At 34.5% G+C, this 22652-nt stretch carries 20 protein-coding genes; 5 read left to right on the forward strand and 15 right to left on the reverse strand.

Annotated elements, in window-relative coordinates; translation table 11 throughout:
* The first annotated feature begins 107 nt into the window (after positions 1–107).
* From J2X69_RS14475 to J2X69_RS14485, 3 genes are all read left to right on the forward strand, one after another.
* A complete protein-coding gene (locus J2X69_RS14475) occupies positions 108–1400 on the forward strand; it encodes an acetyl-CoA hydrolase/transferase C-terminal domain-containing protein (RefSeq protein WP_310104603.1) in 1293 nt (430 codons plus the stop codon).
* Positions 1401–1482: 82 nt separating this feature from the next.
* Positions 1483–2829 carry a sugar porter family MFS transporter gene (locus J2X69_RS14480; protein WP_409014424.1) on the forward strand — a complete coding sequence of 449 codons (1347 nt, stop codon included), beginning with the start codon at positions 1483–1485 and terminating at the stop codon, positions 2827–2829.
* Positions 2819–3685: a PfkB family carbohydrate kinase gene (locus tag J2X69_RS14485; RefSeq protein WP_310104606.1), complete on the forward strand. Its 867-nt coding sequence runs from the start codon at positions 2819–2821 to the stop codon at positions 3683–3685. The genes J2X69_RS14480 and J2X69_RS14485 overlap by 11 nt, the downstream gene beginning before the upstream one ends.
* Before the next feature lie 327 nt (positions 3686–4012).
* On the opposite strand, the gene J2X69_RS14490 is transcribed toward J2X69_RS14485, so the two are convergent.
* The 11 genes from J2X69_RS14490 to J2X69_RS14540 form a co-directional block, all read right to left on the reverse strand.
* Positions 4013–4405 carry an HIT family protein gene (locus J2X69_RS14490; protein WP_310104609.1) on the reverse strand — a complete coding sequence of 131 codons (393 nt, stop codon included), beginning with the start codon at positions 4403–4405 and terminating at the stop codon, positions 4013–4015.
* 40 nt (positions 4406–4445) lie between these two features.
* Positions 4446–4919, reverse strand: coding sequence for a transcription elongation factor GreA (gene greA / locus J2X69_RS14495; protein ID WP_310104612.1), 474 nt, complete (start codon positions 4917–4919; stop codon positions 4446–4448).
* A 436-nt stretch (positions 4920–5355) separates the two neighbouring features.
* Positions 5356–5793, reverse strand: a complete 438-nt coding sequence (locus tag J2X69_RS14500; RefSeq protein ID WP_310104615.1) for a hypothetical protein — start codon at positions 5791–5793, stop codon at positions 5356–5358.
* A gap of 91 nt (positions 5794–5884) precedes the next feature.
* Entirely contained in the window at positions 5885–6262 is a 378-nt protein-coding gene (locus J2X69_RS14505) for a hypothetical protein (RefSeq protein WP_310104617.1), read from the reverse strand.
* Between the two features lie 197 nt (positions 6263–6459).
* Complete coding sequence (locus tag J2X69_RS14510) at positions 6460–6834, reverse strand: hypothetical protein (protein WP_310104619.1); 375 nt, start codon at positions 6832–6834, stop codon at positions 6460–6462.
* 3 nt (positions 6835–6837) lie between these two features.
* Positions 6838–6975, reverse strand: a complete 138-nt coding sequence (locus J2X69_RS14515) for a hypothetical protein (RefSeq protein ID WP_310104622.1) — start codon at positions 6973–6975, stop codon at positions 6838–6840.
* Positions 6976–6998: 23 nt separating this feature from the next.
* Entirely contained in the window at positions 6999–7364 is a 366-nt protein-coding gene (locus J2X69_RS14520) for a hypothetical protein (protein ID WP_310104626.1), read from the reverse strand.
* Between the two features lie 165 nt (positions 7365–7529).
* Entirely contained in the window at positions 7530–8963 is a 1434-nt protein-coding gene (locus tag J2X69_RS14525) for a hypothetical protein (RefSeq protein WP_310104629.1), read from the reverse strand.
* Between the two features lie 598 nt (positions 8964–9561).
* Positions 9562–9819: a hypothetical protein gene (locus J2X69_RS14530; RefSeq protein WP_310104632.1), complete on the reverse strand. Its 258-nt coding sequence runs from the start codon at positions 9817–9819 to the stop codon at positions 9562–9564.
* Positions 9820–9981: 162 nt separating this feature from the next.
* Positions 9982–10308, reverse strand: coding sequence for a hypothetical protein (locus J2X69_RS14535; protein ID WP_310104635.1), 327 nt, complete (start codon positions 10306–10308; stop codon positions 9982–9984).
* Between the two features lie 26 nt (positions 10309–10334).
* The gene (locus J2X69_RS14540; RefSeq protein ID WP_310104638.1) at positions 10335–11213 is read right to left on the reverse strand and encodes a hypothetical protein; all 879 of its coding nucleotides are present in this window, start codon (positions 11211–11213) and stop codon (positions 10335–10337) included.
* 72 nt (positions 11214–11285) lie between these two features.
* On the opposite strand from J2X69_RS14540, the gene J2X69_RS14545 reads away from it, so the two are divergent.
* Together J2X69_RS14545 and J2X69_RS14550 are read left to right on the forward strand one after the other, a co-directional pair.
* Positions 11286–11852, forward strand: coding sequence for a hypothetical protein (locus J2X69_RS14545; protein WP_310104640.1), 567 nt, complete (start codon positions 11286–11288; stop codon positions 11850–11852).
* A gap of 75 nt (positions 11853–11927) precedes the next feature.
* Complete coding sequence (locus tag J2X69_RS14550) at positions 11928–12299, forward strand: hypothetical protein (protein ID WP_310104642.1); 372 nt, start codon at positions 11928–11930, stop codon at positions 12297–12299.
* Here J2X69_RS14550 and J2X69_RS14555 read toward each other — a convergent pair.
* Genes J2X69_RS14555 through J2X69_RS14570 form a run of 4 tightly spaced genes read right to left on the reverse strand, consistent with a single transcriptional unit; the run spans position 12276 to position 22629 of the window.
* Complete coding sequence (locus J2X69_RS14555; RefSeq protein WP_310104644.1) at positions 12276–13328, reverse strand: PIN domain-containing protein; 1053 nt, start codon at positions 13326–13328, stop codon at positions 12276–12278. The two genes, J2X69_RS14550 and J2X69_RS14555, sit on opposite strands and share 24 nt — an antisense overlap.
* A 17-nt stretch (positions 13329–13345) precedes the next feature.
* Entirely contained in the window at positions 13346–17719 is a 4374-nt protein-coding gene (locus J2X69_RS14560; protein WP_310104647.1) for an alkaline phosphatase D family protein, read from the reverse strand.
* 7 nt (positions 17720–17726) lie between these two features.
* Positions 17727–19985, reverse strand: a complete 2259-nt coding sequence (locus J2X69_RS14565; protein ID WP_310104650.1) for a hypothetical protein — start codon at positions 19983–19985, stop codon at positions 17727–17729.
* Between the two features lie 37 nt (positions 19986–20022).
* Positions 20023–22629, reverse strand: a complete 2607-nt coding sequence (locus tag J2X69_RS14570; protein ID WP_310104653.1) for a phage tail tape measure protein — start codon at positions 22627–22629, stop codon at positions 20023–20025.
* Positions 22630–22652: the final 23 nt, after the last annotated feature.

The following is a 22652-nucleotide window of genomic DNA, read 5'->3' on the forward strand; positions in this document are numbered from 1 at the left end:
TTTGGCTCATTTACCTTGGGAGTCAGTCCTAAAGACAGACTTTTAATGAAATTTCCCGATCTTGGCTATCCTGATTTGAATTTAGTTTTATCTTAATTTTTGCTACAATGATTACCTACGTTACCCCGGAAGTTGCCGTCTCCTCTATCCAGAGCCACCAAAGAGTTTTTATCCATGGAAGTGCCGCTACACCCACCACGCTATTATATGCTTTGGCAGGCAGGAAAGATGAACTTGAAGATGTAGAAATAGTAGCCATTACTACATTGGGAGACATGCCTCTGGTGTCTGATGAGTGTAAAGGCAGTTTTTATATGAACTCCCTTTTTGTATCACAGAATGTCCGAAAGGCGGTCAATTCAGAAAACGGAGGCTATGTCCCTATTTTTTTAAGTGAAATTGGCAACTTATTCAGACAAAATATCCTGAAGATAGACGTAGCCATTGTACAGGTATCTGAGCCTGATGCACATGGATTTTGCTCACTTGGAACTTCTGTAGACGTGGCAAAACCGGCGGTAGAAACTGCCAGAACCGTGATAGCTCAAGTAAATAAGCAAATGCCCCGAACCCATGGGGATGGCCAAATACACATTTCCAAATTCCATGCCGCCATCCATGTGGACGAACCTCTCCCGGAAGTGGATTACGGTGAAAAGATCACAGAAACAGAGCTAAAAATAGGAAATCATTGTGCTGCACTCATCGAAGACCGCTCCACCCTTCAGATGGGAATTGGAGCAATTCCCGATGCTGTACTCGATTCTCTAAAGCAGCATAAAGACTTGGGTATTCATACCGAAATGTTTTCCAATGGAATTCTGGGACTGCTCAGATCGGGCGCAATTACCAACAAATACAAGAAAAAACACCCCGGAAAAATCGTCTCAGCCTTTGCCGCAGGAACCAAAGAGCTGTATGATGCAATAGACGACAATCCTGAGTTTTCATTTCATGAGGCTGCCTATGTGAATGATACAGCGGTTATCCGCAAAAATCCAAAGGTGATTTCTATCAATAGTTGCCTGGAAATGGATCTCACAGGGCAGGTGTGCGCTGATTCCATTGGAAGCTACCAATACTCCGGCGTGGGTGGTCAGATGGATTTTATGCGTGGGGCATCCTTATCAGAAGGAGGCAAACCCATTATGGCGATGACCTCAGCCACCCGAAAAGGTACATCCAAGATAGTCCCTTTTATCAAAGAAGGTGCTGGAGTAGTCACTACCAGAGCACATATGCAATATGTGGTCACCGAATATGGCATGGTAAATCTCTATGGAAAAAACCTGCGACAGCGTGCATATGAACTGATGCGAATCGCTCATCCCGATCATAGAGAAACCCTCGAAAAAGCTATTGTGGAAAGATTTGGAAGTTTTATTTATCCATTTAGATAAAAAGTGGGCAAAATGCAAATATGGGTTTTGATTTATTCGGCTTCTCTTTAGATTCGCAACTCTATCAAACCCGAAACACCTAATGTCATCTAAACAATACGCCTTTTTTCTATCCATCACAGCCGCTTTGGGTGGCTTTTTATTTGGGTTTGACACCGCGGTAATATCCGGTGCCGAGCGGGCTATCCAGGATGTATGGAAATTAAATGACCTCACACATGGGCTGGCGATTGCCATGGCACTCTACGGCACTGTCCTGGGAGCATTGTTTGGAGGAATTCCCGCAGACAAATTTGGGAGGAAGAAGAGCTTACTCTGGATCGGGGCATTATATCTTATTTCGGCAGTAGGTTCGGGAATGGCTCCGGACCCCTATTCCTTTATGTTCTTCAGATTTATTGGGGGGCTCGGAGTCGGCGCTTCTTCAGTGGTAGCTCCAATGTATATTTCCGAAATAGCTCCCGCCAAAAACAGAGGCTTACTCGTTGCGCTTTACCAATTCAACATTGTCTTCGGTATTCTCATGGCTTATTTGTCCAACTATCTGATTGGCACGGCAGGAATTGCGAATGACTGGAGATGGATGCTGGGAATGGAAGCCGTACCCGCGTTGATTTACACGGCCATGATTTTCAGAATACCTGAAAGTCCCCGCTGGCTTATCGCCAAGTTCAACGACCAAGTAAAAGCCAGAGAAATCCTTACCCGAACTGATCCAGAGGGAGTTGATGAAGCTATTCGGTTGGCAATAATAGAAGAGCAAACCATCAAGCAAAAAGGCAGCTTTTCTGCCCTTTTCAGCAAAGCCTTTCTGTCCACTACCATGCTGGCTATTTTCATCGCCTTTTTCAACCAAGTCTCCGGAATCAATGCGATTATCTATTTTGCACCAAGAGTCTTTGAAATGGCGGGGATCTCTACAGAATCTGCGCTTTTCTCCACCATTGGAATTGGTGTAGTGAATCTATTGGCGACTTTTGTAGGCTTGTATTTGATCGATAGGATCGGTAGGAAAAAACTAATGTATATCGGTTCCATCGGTTATATCATTTCACTTTCGCTTATGGCCTACAATTTCCTGATTGGAGGAATAGACAACTTCTGGTTGCCGATATTTGTATTTGCATTCATTACTTCACATGCGGTAGGTCAAGGCTCTGTTATATGGGTATTTATATCAGAAGTGTTCCCCAATGAACTACGTGCATATGGCCAATCCATCGGCTGCTTTACCCATTGGATTTTGGCTGCTTTGATAGCCAATGTCTTCCCTTATTTTGCCAATCAATTTGGCCCGGGATATATCTTTGCATTTTTCGCTTTGATGATGGTGTGGCAGCTACTCTGGGTAAAATTCAAAATGCCTGAAACCAAAGGCCGATCTTTAGAAGAAATCCAACAAGACTTACACAATACCAATGCAGCATAACGTAGTTATATTCGGAGAAATGCTATGGGATTGCCTGCCTTCAGGCCCTGTCCCCGGAGGAGCTCCCATGAACGTCGCACTCAACCTTCATCAACTGGGTTTGGATTCAAAACTTATCTCGGCGGTCGGAAATGACAATGACGGCAAAGAACTTCTCGGGTTTTTACAAACTTTCCAGCTGCCTTTAGAACTTATTCAGATCAATCAAGATCATGAGACTTCAAAGGTTCTGGTAGATGACACTGATCCTGAAAACATCAAATATACTATCGTGTCGCCGGTGGCTTGGGATTTCATTCAATGGAATAGCAAAATGGACAAAGCCGTTGCTGAGTCTGACGCTTTCGTGTTTGGTACACTGGGCGTGCGTAATGCTGAAAGTTTAACTACACTTCTTCAGTTACTCCAGCATAAAACCCTACGGGTATTTGATGTGAATTTTCGGCCTCCATTCTATGATTTTGAGATCATCGTGACCTTGTTGGGTTTCACGGATATTCTTAAGATCAACGAAGATGAGTTGGAGATTTTTGCTGATTATTTTGCTATAGATCCGGGTATAGAAAGCGTATGTAGCCACCTAGACGGGCATTACCCAATGGATCTGATATGCGTCACCCAAGGATCAAAGGGCGCTATGATTTATAAGCAAGGTGAGATAATCAGCCATGATGGCTATAAGGTCACAGTAGCTGACAGCATTGGTGCAGGCGATGCATTTCTCAGCGGCTTTATCAAAACTTATTTAGACAGTCAGCCACTGGATCAGGTACTTGACTTTGCCTGCAAACTCGGAGCTTTTGTCGCCGGTAAAAAAGGCGGAACACCGAGGTATGAGATCTCTGATATACAATAAGGTATTCAGTCGCAGTTTGTGAAAAAGTGAATAGTCGTCAGGCTAAATTAATCGGGTATTGGCTCTTGGATCTAGATTCTTTACTCGTGGCTATGATCTTTACTCTTGGATTTGGAATCTTGATACGTTCAGACTATAGTTAAGGGTTAATTGGTTGTCTAATCTTCATTACTCGGCATTCATCATTCGATATTCAATATTTCCGGACTCTTGAGCTTTACTGAATACTAACAAAAGAGATTGCCACACTCCTTCGTCGTTCGCAATGACATCCCCAACTTTACTGAATACTGAGACTGCAAACAGATAACTGAGACTGCTTACTAACTAAAACCCTCCCTTAATCTTCTCTGCAATCTCCGCCATCTCTTCATTGCTGAATTTTAGCTTGGGACGCGTAAAATTAATATCATCCATGGTCTTCAATGGCACTAAATGTACATGCACATGGGGAACTTCGAGACCAATCACTGCTACTCCTATCCGGGTGCATTTGATGGTTTTATCCATGGCTTTGGCTACCCGCTGGGCAAAAAGATGTAAGCCTGACAGCACCTGTGGCTCTAGGTTAAAAATGTAATCGACTTCCTGCTTTGGTACTACCAGTACATGGCCTTTGACCAACGGCATGATATCCAGAAAAGCAATGTAGTTTTCGTCCTCGGCAACAATGTGCCCCGGGATTTCTCTAGTGATGATTTTAGTGAAAATTGAAGCCATATCTGTAAAAATAAAAATCCCGACGTACGCCGGGATTATGTTAGAATGTGATGTCTAATATTTCGAATTGAAGTGTTCCTGCAGGTGCATTTACTTCAGCGATTTCACCTACTTTTTTACCTACAAGACCTTTCCCGAAAGGAGAAGCAAGGGAAATCTTGCCTGCCTTCAAATCAGCCTCTTCCTCAGAAACCAAGGTATAGCTTACAGTCATGCCATTTTTCACATTTTTGATCTTCACAGTAGTCAGAATCCCCACTTTGGAAGTATCCAGCTGAGAACTGTCCAGAATCCGGGCATTCCCTACTACCGCTTCCAATTTTGCGATCTTAAGCTCCAAATGGCCCTGTGCATCCTTAGCAGCATCATATTCTGCATTTTCGCTTAGATCGCCCTTGTCTCTAGCTTCAGCAATTTGGTTGGAAATATCAGTTCTTCCTTTGGTCTTAAGCATTTGAAGTTCGTCCTTCAACCGCTTCAACCCTTCTTCAGTATAGTATTGTATTGTTCCCATAATCTACTCTATTAGTAAAAGCCACAAAAACAAAGTAACGGTCGCAAGACGGGACCGTTACCTTGTTTTGAGCTTGTATTTGAACTACTTATAATTTACAGATTGATAATCAGTAACTTAGAGTAGAAATGTAATAAATTCTGTATTATTTAGATCTTTTTTAAATTACTTGAATCATTTATTACATCCCTCTTCCACTTACTTAAATGCAAATTTACAAAAAAAATCCTGAACCATTTCCGATTCAGGATTTTTACTAATTGTTAAGTTTTAATTGGGGCTTTCAGCAACTTTGCCGTTTCCTTTCATCTTCAAATTAATCATTTCTTTTTCAAATCCAAAATAAGCCGATTTAAGACGTTTTACCAGCTTATGAGGTAATGACACCTTTTATGGTCTGAAGTCTTGAATTTACCCTGTTTCTGTGGGTCAGATTTTAAGCATCCTTAGAGTAAAACAACTGAGTTAATGCAATACCTTCTGCCCTACTGATTTCACCATCTGCCAAAGCAACATTCAATTCACCAGCAAGCATTATCCAAAAAGATTCTCTTTGGCCTTTGGTAATTGATTTTAAATGGTCAATCAGAATAGCAATAGAATCATTACCAGAATCAGCATTTACAATTGCATGTAACACCAGCATTTTTTCACTGACTACTGGAAGGATTGATTTAAGTTTTTCGACTATAAGATTATCAATATTAGTAGCTGTTAGATTTACCCCAAATCCAACAGCATCAGATTCAACAATTGACTTAATATGATTAACTACCTTAATTGCTATTTCGCTGTTTTCCTGAAAAAATTGGAATGGTTTGCCAAAAAAGAATTCCTCAAATAGTTGCTTTAATTTTTTAAAAAATTTGATCATAATAATTATATTTTATTATAATTAATTATAAATCAATAAAAAACCTGAATCCAGAGGAAACAGGCTTTAGATTAAAAAAATTATGGTTCTTTTATATCTTTACTAATTTATCACCAATTAGCCTTAGTTCATATTCGTTTATTATTTCATTGAAAACATCAAAGCTATTTGAAAAATCAATCTTTTCTATTCCGCAAATTCTGGATAAGGTATTATAAAAATCATTTTCCCAGATTGGATTGATAAACAAATTATACAGCCTAATTAATTTGCCTTTAAAATTGTCGGGATTTAAATTCTTTAATTTTCTTAATCCAATAATGGCAAATTCAACATAATTTACTTCTGTACCGTCAACCAGCAATCTAAATTTCTTTGAATTCAAACTCATTACTACAGTTTCAAGAATATAATTTACATCAATCGAATGGTGTAGTGGATCAACTTTACTTTTTATCTTCAGGCTCATAGATTACAAATATATCTTCAAATATTAATTTTAATAAAAACTTTTTATATGTGACTTCATCTTGTAAGGTTATTTCTTTCATATTTATTAATTTAATATAAATACTATTGAAATCTCAAAACTTTAAGATTTAATAAAAAAAACCTGAAACTAATCAGGTCTATTTTAAAATCAGCAATATCATGTTGTTCTGATTGTCAATTCACAAAATTTGAAATAGTAATTATACTATTACTATTTTGATTCTGTATTCTCAAAGCATCTTCATCAATTATTAAATTCCAATCGGAAACAAGAACACTTGAAAGATTAACACTATCAACATCAATATTATTACACAAATTTTCAATTTCATTAAAATTTAAATCCAATGTTGCTATAATATTGTCTGCATCTCTGTCAGCAATATTATTAACCATTATCCAGCCAATGTAAAGACCTATTGGATTACTTAGATTACTATCATTATCAAATGATATAATCTGATTGTTTACGCTTTCCAGCATAGCCATTATACTATTGCGTGGTATTGCTAATGCTGAATCTATATTACTAAATTTAAATTCTTCCATATTTTAACCTTTTTTTGATTGACTAAAATATTGATCAATTACCAGCAACTTTTCTGTAAATTGTTGATGTTTACTTTTTGGTGCATTTCGCCAATCACCTACTTCGATTTTTTCCGTTTTTCTTACTTGTACATTTTTCATAATCATTATTCTTTATTTGTTTATTATAAATTATAATACTTAATTGGATCAAAAGGTATACCACAATCAGGATTTTCCTCATAGTGTTTATAATATTGCTCTTTGGTTCTGATCAAATTTCGGTCACAGTAAATTAAGAATTCTTCTTTTGTTGAGAACTTACACCCCAAAAAATCTTTCCAAGAAATCCACTCCTTATAATCAAGGTTAGGATAACTGGGAATGTCTTTAGACTTGTTTCCACTTCTCACATAAATATCCCATTCTCTTTCTGTTTCCAAATCTAGTTTTCTTACATAAAGACGTGCTTTTTCGAAAGACAAATAATTTGGTACTTCATTCATTTTAGCTAAATTATTAGCCAAAAATTTTAGTGTAACTTTTTCCATAATTTTTCAATTTTGTTTAAATTTATTTGTTTAATCTCTAATCATAACGCAAACATAATGGAAATGTTCAGAAAAAAAACAATAATAATATAGATTTATTTTCATTGTCTAACTTTCTTAAGTAACTTTTTTAAGTAATAAAATAAGTTATATAATTTAATTAAATTATGTTGCTCTCAAATTTCTATAACACTCACTTGCTGTGGCAATTACAAAACCTTTGTCTTTTAATGGAAATGAAACTGAATCAGATTTCATTGAAAAATGAATTCCATTATTTTTTAAAAGATTGATGAAAATTTTTCCTGCACTATCATTTGGATTCAATGGTAATTGAAACATTTCAACTTCTGGTTTTACTTCTTGAATATCGAATACCCCAAAATCATCATCTACATGTAAATCTTTTATCTCATTAGCCACTGAGTCAAAAACCTTGACTTTTGATTGATCATTGATATTAATGGTGGCATTAATTCCTTCAACCTGAAATGATTTAATCAATGCATCTGAAATGGTCTTTAGGTCGCTTTTACCAGCATACAAAGAATCATGCACACTGAGCACCTCTTTACTGTATTCAATTGAATCTAGTGCCCTAAAAATGACTTCAGCCTCTTTTTGTTGCATTAGGTGTGATAATACCTTATGATCCTTTTCCTTTATCTGTGCCATTACCGTCAAAACTTGTGGGAATTGGGCTTTAAATGATTTCTTGATTTTTGATTGGAATTTATTGGATGAAAAAACCATTTGAAAAATCCCGTCTTTGGCTTCATCCCTATTAAGGTCAAATTCAGTAGCAAGATGTTCATATAGCTTACCATCAGTAACAAGCTGGATAAAATGATTGGTGGTATTCTCTAAAGTGATTGATTGTGTTTCTAGCTGTGATTTTACCAGTGAAGCCAGAAAGATCATCTGGCTACACACCACATCCACAAACGCTAAATTCTCATTATTAATCCTCAAACAGCCCCTAAGCGATTTAGGGAGGTTGCAAAAATTGTTGTAAACCCTTTTTCCCTTTGCTCCCACCGTCTGGAATTTATATGTTTCCAATTGGTGTAGAAACATCAATTCATTAGCTGATAGGCAGGTTTGATCTATATGGCTGGTTTCTATATTGGATAAGGTTCTGAATAGCCTGGAAAGGGTTTGGGTGTCTTTTTCAATTCTCTTTACCCTCTCATTAATTATCTTATCAACGAATTTAAAATCAGTGGCGGAAAATGCCAGTACAAAAAAATCTACATTTTCATTAACTAATCTATATGCTTTGGATTCTTTGATATCACCAAAATTCCTGTGGTTCTTTATAAGCTGGATAATACCAGCATTAATGAGATTATTAATTATTGGCTTGTAATAATCCTTTCCTAAAAGTGAACCAAGTAAAATGCTGGATAATCGGCAATATTCTCTATTCTTATTGAAGACTTGAAAGGTGTACATTTTATCAATTAAATAAAAGTACTTTACCAAGTGATCATTAATATGTCTTTTTGTTACTCCTATCTCTAGGAGTTGGTTTGTAAGTTCATTTACCGTTAGGTGTGTAAATAATTCTAGTTCTTTTTTCTCTACATTTCTTTTCATTAAGATGAATGATTATTTTGCTTTGTATCTCATTAATCAAATTCAGCAACCAGAATAAAAACAATGGAATAGTTAATTACTCTATTCCATTGTTAAGTTAGCAAAATAATCCTAATGAAATTAATTTAATGAATCCATACGATTCATATATAAATACAAAGAAAATATCTTTTATTATAGAAATCAAGAAAAAAGTTAAAATATTTTTATGACATTCATATAATTGAAACAACGGCTTTGGTCTTAGGTGGATTCACTTCGTTACCACCACGCCAAATCCTGTTTCAATTAATGATTATGATATAATGAATATAGCATAATCAGTAATAGAAATATATACACCCTTATGTGCCCTGACTTATTCTGCTTTATATGTGCCCTGAGTAAATTGCTTTATATGTACCCTGACTTATTCTGTCTTATATATACCCTGAGTTAATCGCCTCTTATATGTGCCCTGACTTATTCACTTATTACAATTAATAGTGATAAATGAAAATATCACCTATTACAGTGATATCCCAAAAGATTCAAATAGGATTGGGCGGGGTGGTCACGAAGTGCAACCACCTAAGACCAAAGCCGTGATTTGAAGATTTTAAACAACCTTAAATTCATCAACTACTAAATTCCAAAATGCTGTAATAGATTCATCCTGTAACGAATCAAATCTTCGATTAACAGGATTATCAGCAAATATAAGTTCATCAGAATTAAATCCCTTTATTTCATTAATTACATTTACTAACCTCTTACTTTTCTTAAAATAATGTAAATCAACCTTCTTGCTACTAAGAAATTCTTTTACAGAACCGTTTAAAATTTCAAGTTGCCTTTTTCTATTAAATTCTTCCATTTTTTGAATGTTTAAATTGTGAATAATACCCCCTATACAGTAAATCAACCTCAAAGGTTTTGACAAAAACTAAACATTCTAATTAAGCTATATAACTTAATTAAAAATGACGATTAAAGCTAATAGAGGCATATTTTAGTCTAAAAATACTAGAAAAAAAAATCAAATTATTTTTCCAAATTCCTTCAATTCATTCTCCGCTAACAGTTCCTTTAGCTTTGATTTTCTGGTTTTATTGGCTTCTACCTTTTCGAATTCCAGAAGTAGTTGAATTAACTTCATTCTGATTTCTCTATCCCCTATTTGGAGTCCATTTACTTTAAAAGATTCAGCAATAAAATCTAGTGCATTATAAGGTGTCACCAATTCGCCTCTAAATGCTGCATCTGCTGGGTGTACGGGTTCATTGGATACATTTAGTAGGATGATACCGTTATCTGCTTTAGTCAGCATTTTAAGAGCGTTGTCAATCAGTTTTATCATTTTCATTATTTAATAAAATTCATTATATTATTTCACAACACAACTTTAAAATCTTTCTTATCAAAATTCAAATTAAATCTATCTAATTTATCAGATGAATACAAACTTCTTCTCAAGACATATTTACCTAAAGAAGTAAGTTCTAATTCAACAATTTCATCAGAAAAATTACCCGTAGTATATTTAATAAAATTACCCTCCAACAGTTCTTTAGCTGTATTCATATAAGCTGCCCCCATTTGTCCACGTTCATATGGGAACAATGATTTAACCTTTAGTCCTAAAACTTCCAAATCATCTTCATTAGTAATTTTCAATAATCTCTCAATCTTCTTATCTCTTAAATCAAATTGAAAGTCATAATTAATTAATTTTATAATTGAATCAAGATTTGAATTAACATTTTCAAGATCTTTATTTCTCTTTGCCAAATTTTGCCTTTCATTAGAAACATCAGAATTTAAGCCCTCAATCTTTACTTTTAAATCATTATTTTCTACTTTAAGTTCATCTAATTGAGTTATTCCTTCTTCAATTTTTTTAAGATTGTACTTTTCTTGTGCAGCCTCTTTTCTTAGACTATAATCCGTCTTCAATCTTACATAATAATTTCTTCTTCTCTCCTCAATTCCACTTTTTGATTTACTTTCTATCCAGTTAAAAACATAACTACTTCCCAATGTATAGCCAATAGCTAAGACTAAAGGCAATACGGTTAAATACCACCAATTCATGTAAACTGGGGATCTTTCAATTCTGAATTCCAGAGTATTAGACCCAAAGATTATGTAAGCCCAATATTGCCAATTCCAAACTGTCCAAAAGAAAAAAAGTGATCCCAAAAATGGGTTTTTAATTCTTTCAAATATTGCATCTTTTGTTTCACTGATAAATTCTGATACTGAAGCCATTTTGTTAAAAGTTTTTACGAAAAAAGCAGAATTTTTCAGATTTCATACTATTTATAATTAAATAATTTAAATATGACTAGAATTGATCTCTATGAAAAAAATGAATATGAAGTGGGAAATTCATTGATGAATTACTATAACATCAATGACTTTGAACTTAACCCGACCATAAATAAATTCTCAGATTTGGATTTAATTATCAAAGGAAAGAACAATAAAAAAATCTATTGCGAAATTAAGTGCAGGGAAAAAATCAAAATTGGATATTTAATTGAAGAAAAGAAATTATCTGATTTACTTAAAAAAATAAAATATCAAAATCAACAGGCAAGATATATCAATTATATTGAAAAGGATGAAAAAGGAAATGGTGATATTTTGATCATTTTTAATTTGAATAAAAGAATAAAAACCAAATTAAAAAAAATATATGAATCAATTGATACAATCTTTTCAAAAGATTTTTACCGCTCAATGGGATTTCAGAAAAATTCATTTCAAGGAACATACAAAAAAAAGTATTATACAGATTTATTCCCAGACCCTGACATTGATATAATTATATTTAATTATTCTGAAAAATTAAAAAACTACCATAAACCTATCCCATTCAATTATGAAAAAGTTAATAGAGATTAAAAAATTAATTAATAGATATTTCTACATCGGATTAATCCTTATGGCAATAAATTACTTAATTCTATTATTTCTACTATGGCTGAAATAAAAGCAACGAAGGTTGGATGGGATGGGGAAACAGACCCATTCTATCAATCTGCCAAATGGAAAAAGGTTAGAAAAAAATATATTGATCTTAACCCACTTGATGAACTCAAATTGCAATATGGCATTGTAAGTGCTGGAATAATCGTTGATCACATCATACCCAGAAGATTATATACAGAACTGGAATTCAATGAATTAAACTTTCAAACACTTGATTTTAAATCCCACCAGCAGAAGACCGCCCAAACAAGGGGCATTAATACTTTACAGGAATTTTTGGATCAAATGGAGAATGGTAAGTTGATGAATATTTGCAGTGAGGAAAAGAGATTGGGGTTAATTGATTGTTTGAAAACATAATTGCTTAAGCTCAACCTTTTGTATTTTATCATCACTAATATAAAAACTAATTTCCCCTATCAAGTCTACTTCCTTTTCTACTAAAAACGGGGTATTCACATACGAATAATATTCGCTAGAATCAGTTGACACTACTTCATATTCTACTAATGAAGTAAAATACAAACTTATCTGTAATAAATATTCATTAGTATCACCTTTCTTTAATAGATCACCTGTAGAATAACCCTCTATAGTAATCAAATAAAAATATATATAATCAGAAATTAATGTATTAGGTTGATTTTCTTTCATGAATAAAAGAAAATCATTAATATATTCAGCACTATTTAACTTATCTAAAATGGGATTAACAAAATGTTCAGAATCATAATTTTCTTTAAGCCATTGATTATCATACAATTGACTTTCATTGAAACTTTTATAATTCGCATTAATATAGGAACTAATACTATTGAATAATTGAAAATCCAAAACAATTTCTTCTAATTCTTCTTTTAAATTACTAGCAAGTACATCAGGATCATTTTTACTTTGCGCAAAGTCCTTACTATTATTACTAATGAAAGAGACTTTCTTATCAAATTTTGAGTCACTATAATATTTAATTGCTTCCCAAATAACATTGTCCTTATAGCCATTTCCATTAATATTAAAAGGCTTAAGTTTTTTTATAGCTCTCGAAGTTATATTTTTAATTGGGAGGTTCTCGGTAGATAAAATCCTATTATTGTCAATATTTAACTTTTTTAAGAATTTATAAACATAACTCTCAATAAGTATTTCCAAATCCAAATCTATCGTTTCTACATTTGAAGTAAATGATTTAAAGTAGGTAGCATTTTTGTTTAATTCTCTTAAATTTTTCTTAAACTCTGCTCTCATTAAAACTTTGAATTCCTCCAAAATAATATCAAATAAATATATTTCATCTTCATTTCGTTTCATTGACCATAACAATCCAATAAATTCCGAATGTTCCAAAATTCGATTCTTAAATAATATATTTGTATCTAATATTATTGCCATAACTTAAATTATCTATTTTAATTCCAAACTGAATTTTTTAATCTATTTGCAATAATAAACCACGTGGTACTTGCCACTGAAGGGTAATTACTTATCTGATTCACATCATCCCTAAGCATCGCATAACGGTAACTTCCATCCTCTTCTTCAAGCTCTTTTCCATCACTCATAATTGACTGGTATTTATTGTACCGTTTCGCTTTCCACATTGCCAGAGCAACCCCAAAAGTACCTTCAAGCCATAATGGGGGATCTGGTGGTAAATCATACCCCCATAGATAAGGAGTGTACCCCGTCTTGCCTTCAAAAGTTACTTCGAAATTTTGGATTAAGTCCAATAAACTATTTGCTTTTTCGATCTCACCAGCAGAAAAAAGCATACAAGCACCCCAGCTATAAGTATCAAGTGCCTGTGCTGTATCTTTTGCATTGGTTGTGGCATTATGTATGCCTTGATAAAATCTATTCTCAGCAGTAAACCACAATTGACTTAACATCAGATTTTTAACCGTCTCAGCTTTGGAATTATAGGAGGTTGAATTTAACACCCTTCCAGCCTGTTTCAATGCAAAATAGTAATCAATATTATGTTCTGTACTTATCCAAGGTATTTGATAATCTGGTTCGAATAATTCTAATCCTGATCCTGAATCAATATAATACCTTCCCGTACCACCTGTAGGAAGTCCAATTGGGTTTGATTCTAAGGTTTGAATATAGTTCAATACATTTATCAATGCGGTCTGTACCGCTTCCTTTTTGGCTGGATTTGGGCGATACTGAAGATAGTAACCAAGTCCATAAGCAACCCAAGCAATTGCACCAACTCTAAAATAAGGATCTTGCAGCAATGGATTTGGGTTTATATGATTGACTGAGAATGGAAAAGCACCATTAGCATACTGACTTACCAAAATTCCATCAATCAACCTATCAGCAAATTTAAAATCCCTTAGTCCGGTGGCACTTATAACAGCCAAAGCCATATCATATAGGTAGGATCGTGAAGGGAATGGTGAAGCCAATATTTCTTCATCTCCATCATCAATCAAAAATGACCTCGATAAATCGGTTGCTAATGGAGTTTCAGCCACATATTTATTATCTGTGGTTCTTTTCAGCTTATATTTAATCCTTCCTTCACCATAATTATATCCCAATCGGAATTCCTTATTTGATGGCACCCTTATAGATTGACCACTGAAATAATCAATATCCGTGGCAATCCATCTTTCTATCATTAAGTTTTCGTGGAAAGTACTAGTATTACCATCATTTATATATTCCGCAACCTCGAAACTAAAATTGGTATCTATCAACTTAATTACAATTGTACCGCTAGCAGGTGCAGGAGGAATGAGAATAAACTCGCCTGAATAAGTATCCACGCTACTTACAGCCTGGAAATAATCTTGGTCACTTCTTCTATATAACCTTACCTCAAACCCACCACCGCTTACATTTATACCGTTAATTCTACCAGTAATTGAGGCTCTCCACATATTACTTAACTGTGTTGGTGAAGTGATTTCAATTTTTGTTGATAATACTGAATGATTCATTTCTGGCAAAGAAACTACCCCTTCATCAAGTCGAAAAGGACTTACATATGGTGGTGGTGCTGGTAATGCATTATAACTTTTTTTGGTGTTGTATCTTTTTTTGAATTCTCGAATCTTGTACAATGAATTCCCTGAATCGTGAAAAACAAAGAACCCAAATTGCTCAATCACCACTTCAATCCAATTTGAACCAAGGTCATTAACTTGAATAATTGAAAAATTATTATCACCCTGTGGATAAGGACCACCAGAATCATCACTATCATCTATCTGAAATGGTCCTTGTCCCCTGTCTGGATCTCTATCAAATGGTGAAGACTCAATAACCATTTGTTTCAAGTTATCATTGACATTTTTGGGATTGATTCTATTACCCTGTGAATCAGTTGCAAATAGGTTATTTCTACCATCATCAATGGCAACCATATGTGTATCACCATTACAAACTACCACATTAGTAATATTGTTGTTATACATGAAGTTTGCCAACTCCTTTCTTTCCGCTAAAAATGCCAACCAGTTTTCCCCCCACCCATCAGGATTGGAATTATATGACCAGCTTAACGGGTTATCAATATCACCACCCCACCCCAAAGGATTCATCCAAAAAAGCATATCCAAATTTTCACTTGATTTATAATCAAGCAGCAATGATTTAAACCAAGCTTTCGTGGTTGCTCCAAGAACTGTTTTATTTGGATTTGTGGCTGGTTCAACCAACCAATCAGAACGGTTTGAACGGCAGTCAGTCAAGATAAATCTACATCTTCCAATGTCGTAAAATTGGCTTACACCGTTTGTTTCTGGATCACTGATAATATTATTATATGGAATATTTGTTGTGAAGAATTCCAATGCATTTGCCCTTGATGGGGAATCCCTATCACTGTTATTTGCCCCGTAATCGTGATCATCCCACACATAGTAGTTTGATTGATTTGAATAAAAATCTTTCTGCCTAGGCTGTTCAACCGTCTTATTAAATGAGTTCCTGAATAAATCTGTGTCGGGTGTTGCAATATCATCATAGTGCAAATCCCCAATGTGAAAGAATAAATCAGGGTTCTTTTCCCTCATTGCATCCCATATAATATGATTTGATTCAGTATGGTTACAACTACCAAAAATGAAAGAAAAAGCTTCAGGTTCATTTTTTTTAAAGCATCTGAATTTGGCAACTTGTGACTGGACAACAGAATCCAATTCAGCTTTCACGTAATAGGTATCATAATCTAAATTAGTGAGTTGCCAGATATGAGCACCTTTATTTGCTCCTGTTAAGGTTTGAGTGCTGGTATAGGTTACACCAGAGGAAAATGCAGGATCTTTGGTATAAAGCAATCTTAATGAAGCAGAAGAAACCCCAGGAATAAATTCAATATCCAAAACCTCATCCCTTTGAACCTCCAAGAAATTCCAGCCACCACCAGTCCTTATTCTGAAGTTAAAAAATTGCTCATTTGGGTATTTTTTGATCCTGAATGAATCATTCCATCCACCACCATTTAATTGAGAACAAATTACGCCCTGGCCTGTTCCACCTGATAAGTCATAATTATCAAACTCGCAAACAAAGAATAAAGTAAAAGAATCAGGATCAGCAGATTGATTTACGCCTGCATTTTGAACATTGATTTTCAGATAATTATCTCCATCAAATTTAACAATGTTCTTTCCTTTCAGTGTTTGGATTTCAAATTTGTTGGATGTTGGATAATTCTCATATACTGAGGTTTTATTTCCAGCAGCACCGAACCCCGCTTTATCATTCCAACCTTCACATATACCAGCCAATGTATTTTGAGCCGTTACGGGTGCAGAAGTAGTTGGTATGAATGAAGCTACCTGATTTCCCTTTACCAATTGTGGGGCTGAAATAAACATATGTACATCAGCTATATTATCATTGAATCTAATATTAGGATCAAGTGTTATTTCTTCGGATAAATTATTTTTTATTGTGTGTTTAATAAAATACGTATCATCACCCACATTAGTAGCGGAATAATCAGTTGTTTCGAAACTACCAGAATCACCCAACACAATATTTCCTGTGCTAAAATTAAAATTAATCGCTGCCCTGTGTGTATCTACATACTCGACTGTTCTTATAAATGAACGAACTTCTTTTGTATTTCCATTCTTCGCATAAAAACAAAATGTTGCTTCCTCACCTTGAGACAATATTAAACTTGTGGATTGCCTAATAAATAAGTATGATGTTGATAATGTTTTTGTTAGTCTCGCAGTAGCATATCCTCCCAAAAAAACGCCAGATTCTTCAGTAATCGTTAAGCCTCCTGCTATTGTCCACTGTCCACCGAAGATATTAGTATTTTTAATGTAGTTCGTAATTAATGGGTATTGAATGGTAGTTTCATCAAAATGAAGCCACTTAGAATCATACCCAGTACCAAAACTAGGTTCTGCACCTGCACTTGCTTGGACGGTGTACCCATTGAAATCACTTCCAGTTGGTAGCCATTTATTAGCCAACCAACGGGAATAAGTGGTAATATCACCGTTGCTAATACTATCATCAGTGGTTTTGATTATCAATACTTCAGGTAGTTTTCCAGCAAAATTATCTTCATCACCACCCAAAAGAATATTCTGTACATAGGGTAAATTTCCCGTTGCCGTATATTCATCAACTTTTACCCCATTCACAAAAACTTCCATCAGGGAATTATTCTTTGCATATCGGACAGCATACACCCGTAAAACCGAAGTTGCATTTTCAATTTCTCCAAGATCAACCCTTGTTTTTATTTTGGTTCTATTGCCATCTGTACCACCTGCATATAATTGCTTTAATTCTACTGCCATTATTTATTTAATTATCCTCATTACTAATTTCAATTGAATATCCTTCTTCATTGTTTACAATGGTCAATGCCATATTTTTAATCCAATGCAACTGTCTATTTCCAAATCCAGAATATCCAACCAATTCAATCAATTCAACATCATAAAAATTCTCAATATCTTCATAGGTGAAAGAGTTGATTGCAAAGAATTTATCCAAATCCTCAACATATATAATTTTAGATAAATCAATTTTTTCTCCCTGTGTATATAGGGTTCCTCTGAATCTCATAGAAGGCGTTTCATATTGTGAAATAATTCTATTGGCTGTGAATTGCAATAGCTTACCTTCCTCATCTCCTTTAGTAAATTCCTCAATAACATTTTCATTAACATCAAATAAACTATTCTGTGAAAAACTGTCACCATCACCCAAAGTCAAGGTTTTTGGCTCTAAGGTTCTGATATTATTATCAGCATCACCCACATATATATGCTCATTTGAGGGATTTAAAAATTCATTATCAAAATCAATCCTACTTATATAACTTGAAATCCTTTGAAAATTAACCCTATAATCAGTGGGTACTCCTGAATGATGATTTTGTACGCCAAAAAAATAGGGAGTGGAAATATACACTCTCATAAATCCTTCATCACCAGCTTCAATTAATTGGGTGGATGATGTAGAGTTTTGAAATAATTGAATTCTTTGTTTTAACTCGAAAGGCTTACCAGAGACAGTTAACCCGTTATTAGTTTCTCTATTGAATCTATATATCTTTTTATTATGTGTAGGATTTATTTTTCCAGTTTCTTCGACATAACCATTAGTAAAAGGCTCCCAATCATTACTATCAGTAGTTGACCAATTATAACGGTTATCAATCATTTCAGCATCACCGCCATTATCCCAGTTAGGGGCAAAATTATTATAGTAAGTGGTTGATTTACTTGTATTATGAATTTCAAGTTTCCACATATGGTTGTATGTAATCCCACCATATAAAGCATTTAATTGCCTGTCTAAATATATTTTATAGCTATCTCTGTCAAATGATGGATCATCATAGTTAACTGGCTGGTTATAAATACCTTCCAATTGATATTCAAAAATCAAATCAAGATGGTAATCAAGATAATTATTATGAACAATTGGTAATTTCGAAAAAGGCACATCGATATAAATATAACTGGTTTTTGCAGTATCGATTATTTCAACATTGCCTGGTCCCCCAGGGGTCGTAATAACAATATTATCAACCTGTTTGGTTAGTAATGCCCTATTTCTGTCTGGCACAAAAAACCCACCACCGCTAACAAAATTAAAATATTTATGCCTGTTAAGAAATATGATTGAATCCAGCCAGCTATCAGGATAGAAATCACCTCCCCTTACTGATTGCTTTTTGCGCCCTAATTCATGAGTAAGCTGAATTTTCTTATATGCACCTTCAACCTCTAATTCACCCGTACCATCAATCAAAAATAAATCAATTGAATTTAGCTCTCTAACTTCTTCAGAATCAATCTTTTCAACAAATACATTTGATGGATTATAAACATAAAATGACTTAATAAATGAATCAAAATGTTTAATCTCCCAGTGCCCATAATTTTGATATAATGATAAACCATACGCTTCTAAAATATCAATTAGTACATCATAGCAGTTTGAAGGTTCTTCATTTTCCTCTCTGAGATTTTCAATATATTTTTTTGGATCAATGTAAACTTGTGCCAATGCTGAAAAATCGGTATTACCATCAATGGGAAAAATATCTGTACCGTCCCATATATCTAAATCCAATTCAAGCTTATTCAAACAAATGTTGATTATTTCTAATCCTGTTTTGGATTCATAGATTAGATTATTTTCTACATCAACAAAATCAATATCTTTTAGTGTACTTAAATAATCATTGGCAACAATGGTAACATCATAAGGTGGTATTTTATATGATTCCCTATAATTGTCTGGCACCAAAAAACCAACCCAATACAATTGATTATTGAATAATATTTCTACTCTATATTGTTTTTCTTGGAAGTTTGAAAATTCAAGCCATTCAAAATCAATCTGTGATAATAAAGTAATCTGTACTTCACTGGTTTTAATCGGTTGAAATTTTTCTTTACCTTCTCCATACCATTTTATTGATAATGGAGAGTAGCCCACCTTTTCAATTTGCGTAGCTATCCCATTAAAATTAACTTCCTTGATTAAAATCTTTGTGTTTTGATTATTAACATTATTATAGTCAATAATATATTTGGTTCCGTACATACTGATTTTTATAGTAATAATTAAAAAATAATCAATACTAAATACGTCCCCTTCTGTTATTCTCTTTATTGACTAAGTAAACTAAATCACTTCCTTCTATCCTAAATTTACCATCAAGTATAACCGATTGATTAGACCCACCAAAAGCAAGATCATTACTACTAATAATATTTCCCGATTGATTAGGCACAAATAACTCTCTGCCTCTCTCACCAACTAGGTATGCACTACCCACATCAACTTTACCACCTTCAGCCCTTGCACCACCATAATTACTACTCATATTTGATAGTCCTGATTTAACCGCTGCCGATAAGGCAACCAATGCAATACCACCAGCTATTGCAGCTATTGGATTCAGGGATTCCAAGGCCGTTTTTATTCCTAGTATGGCTATACCTGCACCAATTGCCATTTTACCCAATTGTGACATAGTATCAGCCAAAGTTGATAATATAGAGATACCCAATGAACTTACATTTTCAGAACCTGCAAGTACATTTCCCAGAGCATCCCCAAACGATTCTAAACCATTTGCCAACCCATCATTTATAATTTGGTTAAAACCTTCAGATAAATCAATTGCAATGGCTTTCCATCTTTCCTTTAGCTGGATTCCCTTATTAGTCAGTTCATCAATCTTACTTCCTGCAAATGAAGAAGTTATATCAAATTCTTTTTTAACAAATTTGATCATTGATACCGCCCTATTCAATCCACCTCCATTTGGTGTTGTACCTTCTTCAGTGGTTGTATTTGTTGCTGGTAATTCTTTAGTTTCTAAAGGAGTAAATGTCTGATCAACAATAGAATCATTAACTTTTTTGGTTTTCTCCAATTTGGAGTTAAACAAATCAAGTCTTTGGATAGCATTATCAATGCCATTGGATATGGTATCAAATCCCAATTTATCTGCTATGGTCTGTGCTACTCCCAGAACCGATTTAAACGAGTTAATTACAACCGTTCCAATGGTTTTGAACACATCCACCACAAAATCTTTTATGACCCCAAAAGCCCCTTTAAAATCGCCCTGAATCAATTTTAAAAATACCTGGATATTGGTGGTTATAAATCTGATTCCAAGGCTTATTACTTTTACAATATTTCCTATCTGAGTGCCTACAACATTTAATAGAGAATTAAAAACTTCAATAATATCTTTGCCATATTTCGCCCATAGTTCCTTGGTAACGGTTACAAGCTTTTTCACTTCACCCATTATGGAGTCCATTACTGTATTCCATAATTCCTTCAAGGAATCTAAAAATACCGTTCCTTCACCACTTGTAAAATACGCTTTGATATCATCCCAATAATAGATGATCAAGGCAACAGCAGCACCAACAGCAGCAGCAATTGCAAGCACGGGTGCAGATATACCGCCCAATAAAGGCAGTAAGGTTTGAATTGATTTCATAGAGCTTGTTACTATCCCTATGATTTGACCAAAGGCAACAATCAATGGAGGTATAACCGCCAAAACAACACCCAATGCCACTCCAATTTTTAGAACAAAAGGATTAAGATTATTGAATGCATTGGAAAAGGCATTAACCCATGCAGAAGCTTTTTCAATGTATGGGGTAAGTTGTTCACCTATGGTTATTAATATTCCCTCAATTGAACTTCTCATTCTCCTTATAGCACCACCCAAACCACCTTCCATAGTTTCGGCCATCTTCATTGCAGCACCTTCAGAGTTAAGCAAATTGGTTTGAAGGTTTTCAAAATCAGAATCTGAAGCATTGATTAATGCCAAAAATCCTGACATTGCTTCCTGTCCTGCCAACATTCCAGCATTTGCAGCCTGTTCAGCAGGTGCAAGATTTTTGAATTTCTCCCTTAATTCTTCAATGATTTGAGCCAAAGGTTTTATGCTTCCATCAGCATTTATTGCAGTGAAGTTTAAAGCATTCATTGCCTGTTCTGATTCCTTGGTAGGCTTTACCAATCTTGATAATGTTGCTCTTAATGCTGTACCTGCCTGACTCCCTTTTATACCAGCATTAGCCATAATACCCAATGCCAAACCAACATCTTCAACTTCAAATTTTAATGCCCCTGCTAATGGTGCAACATACTTGAACGCTTCACCCAATAATCCAACAGTGGTATTACTTTTTGCACTGGCTTGTGCTAGAATGTCTGCCATCCTACCAGAATAACCAGCTTCTTTTCCGAAGGCACTTAATCCATCTGTAAGGATATCAGAAACACGGGCTAAGTCTTCGCCACTAGCAGCAGCCAAAGAAAGAACCCCATCAACACCAGAAAGAATTTGTTGGGTTGACCAACCAGCTAATCCCATATAGGTCATTGCATCCCCTACTTGTGAAGCAGAAAATTTTGTGTTTATACCTAATGTTTTTGCTGTGTCTGATAGCTTTGAAAATTCTGAATCTGTGGCACTGGTTAATGCTTTAACCTTCAGCATCGAATCAGAAAAAGTTGCGGTTACATTAGTAGCAATACCGCCTAAAATTGTTAATGGTAAACTTACTTTGGTTGATATATTCTTTGATATCTGATCAAGGTTTTTGGCAAAGCCGTTAAGCTTCTTTTGTACACCTCCAATAGCATTATAAAATGCTGAAGCTTCACCACCTATTAAGACATTAATCTTTCCAGTGTAATTACTCATTATAGATTAAAAAATATATACTC

The organism is Algoriphagus sp. 4150 (genome assembly GCF_031457395.1).
Lineage (GTDB): Bacteria > Bacteroidota > Bacteroidia > Cytophagales > Cyclobacteriaceae > Algoriphagus.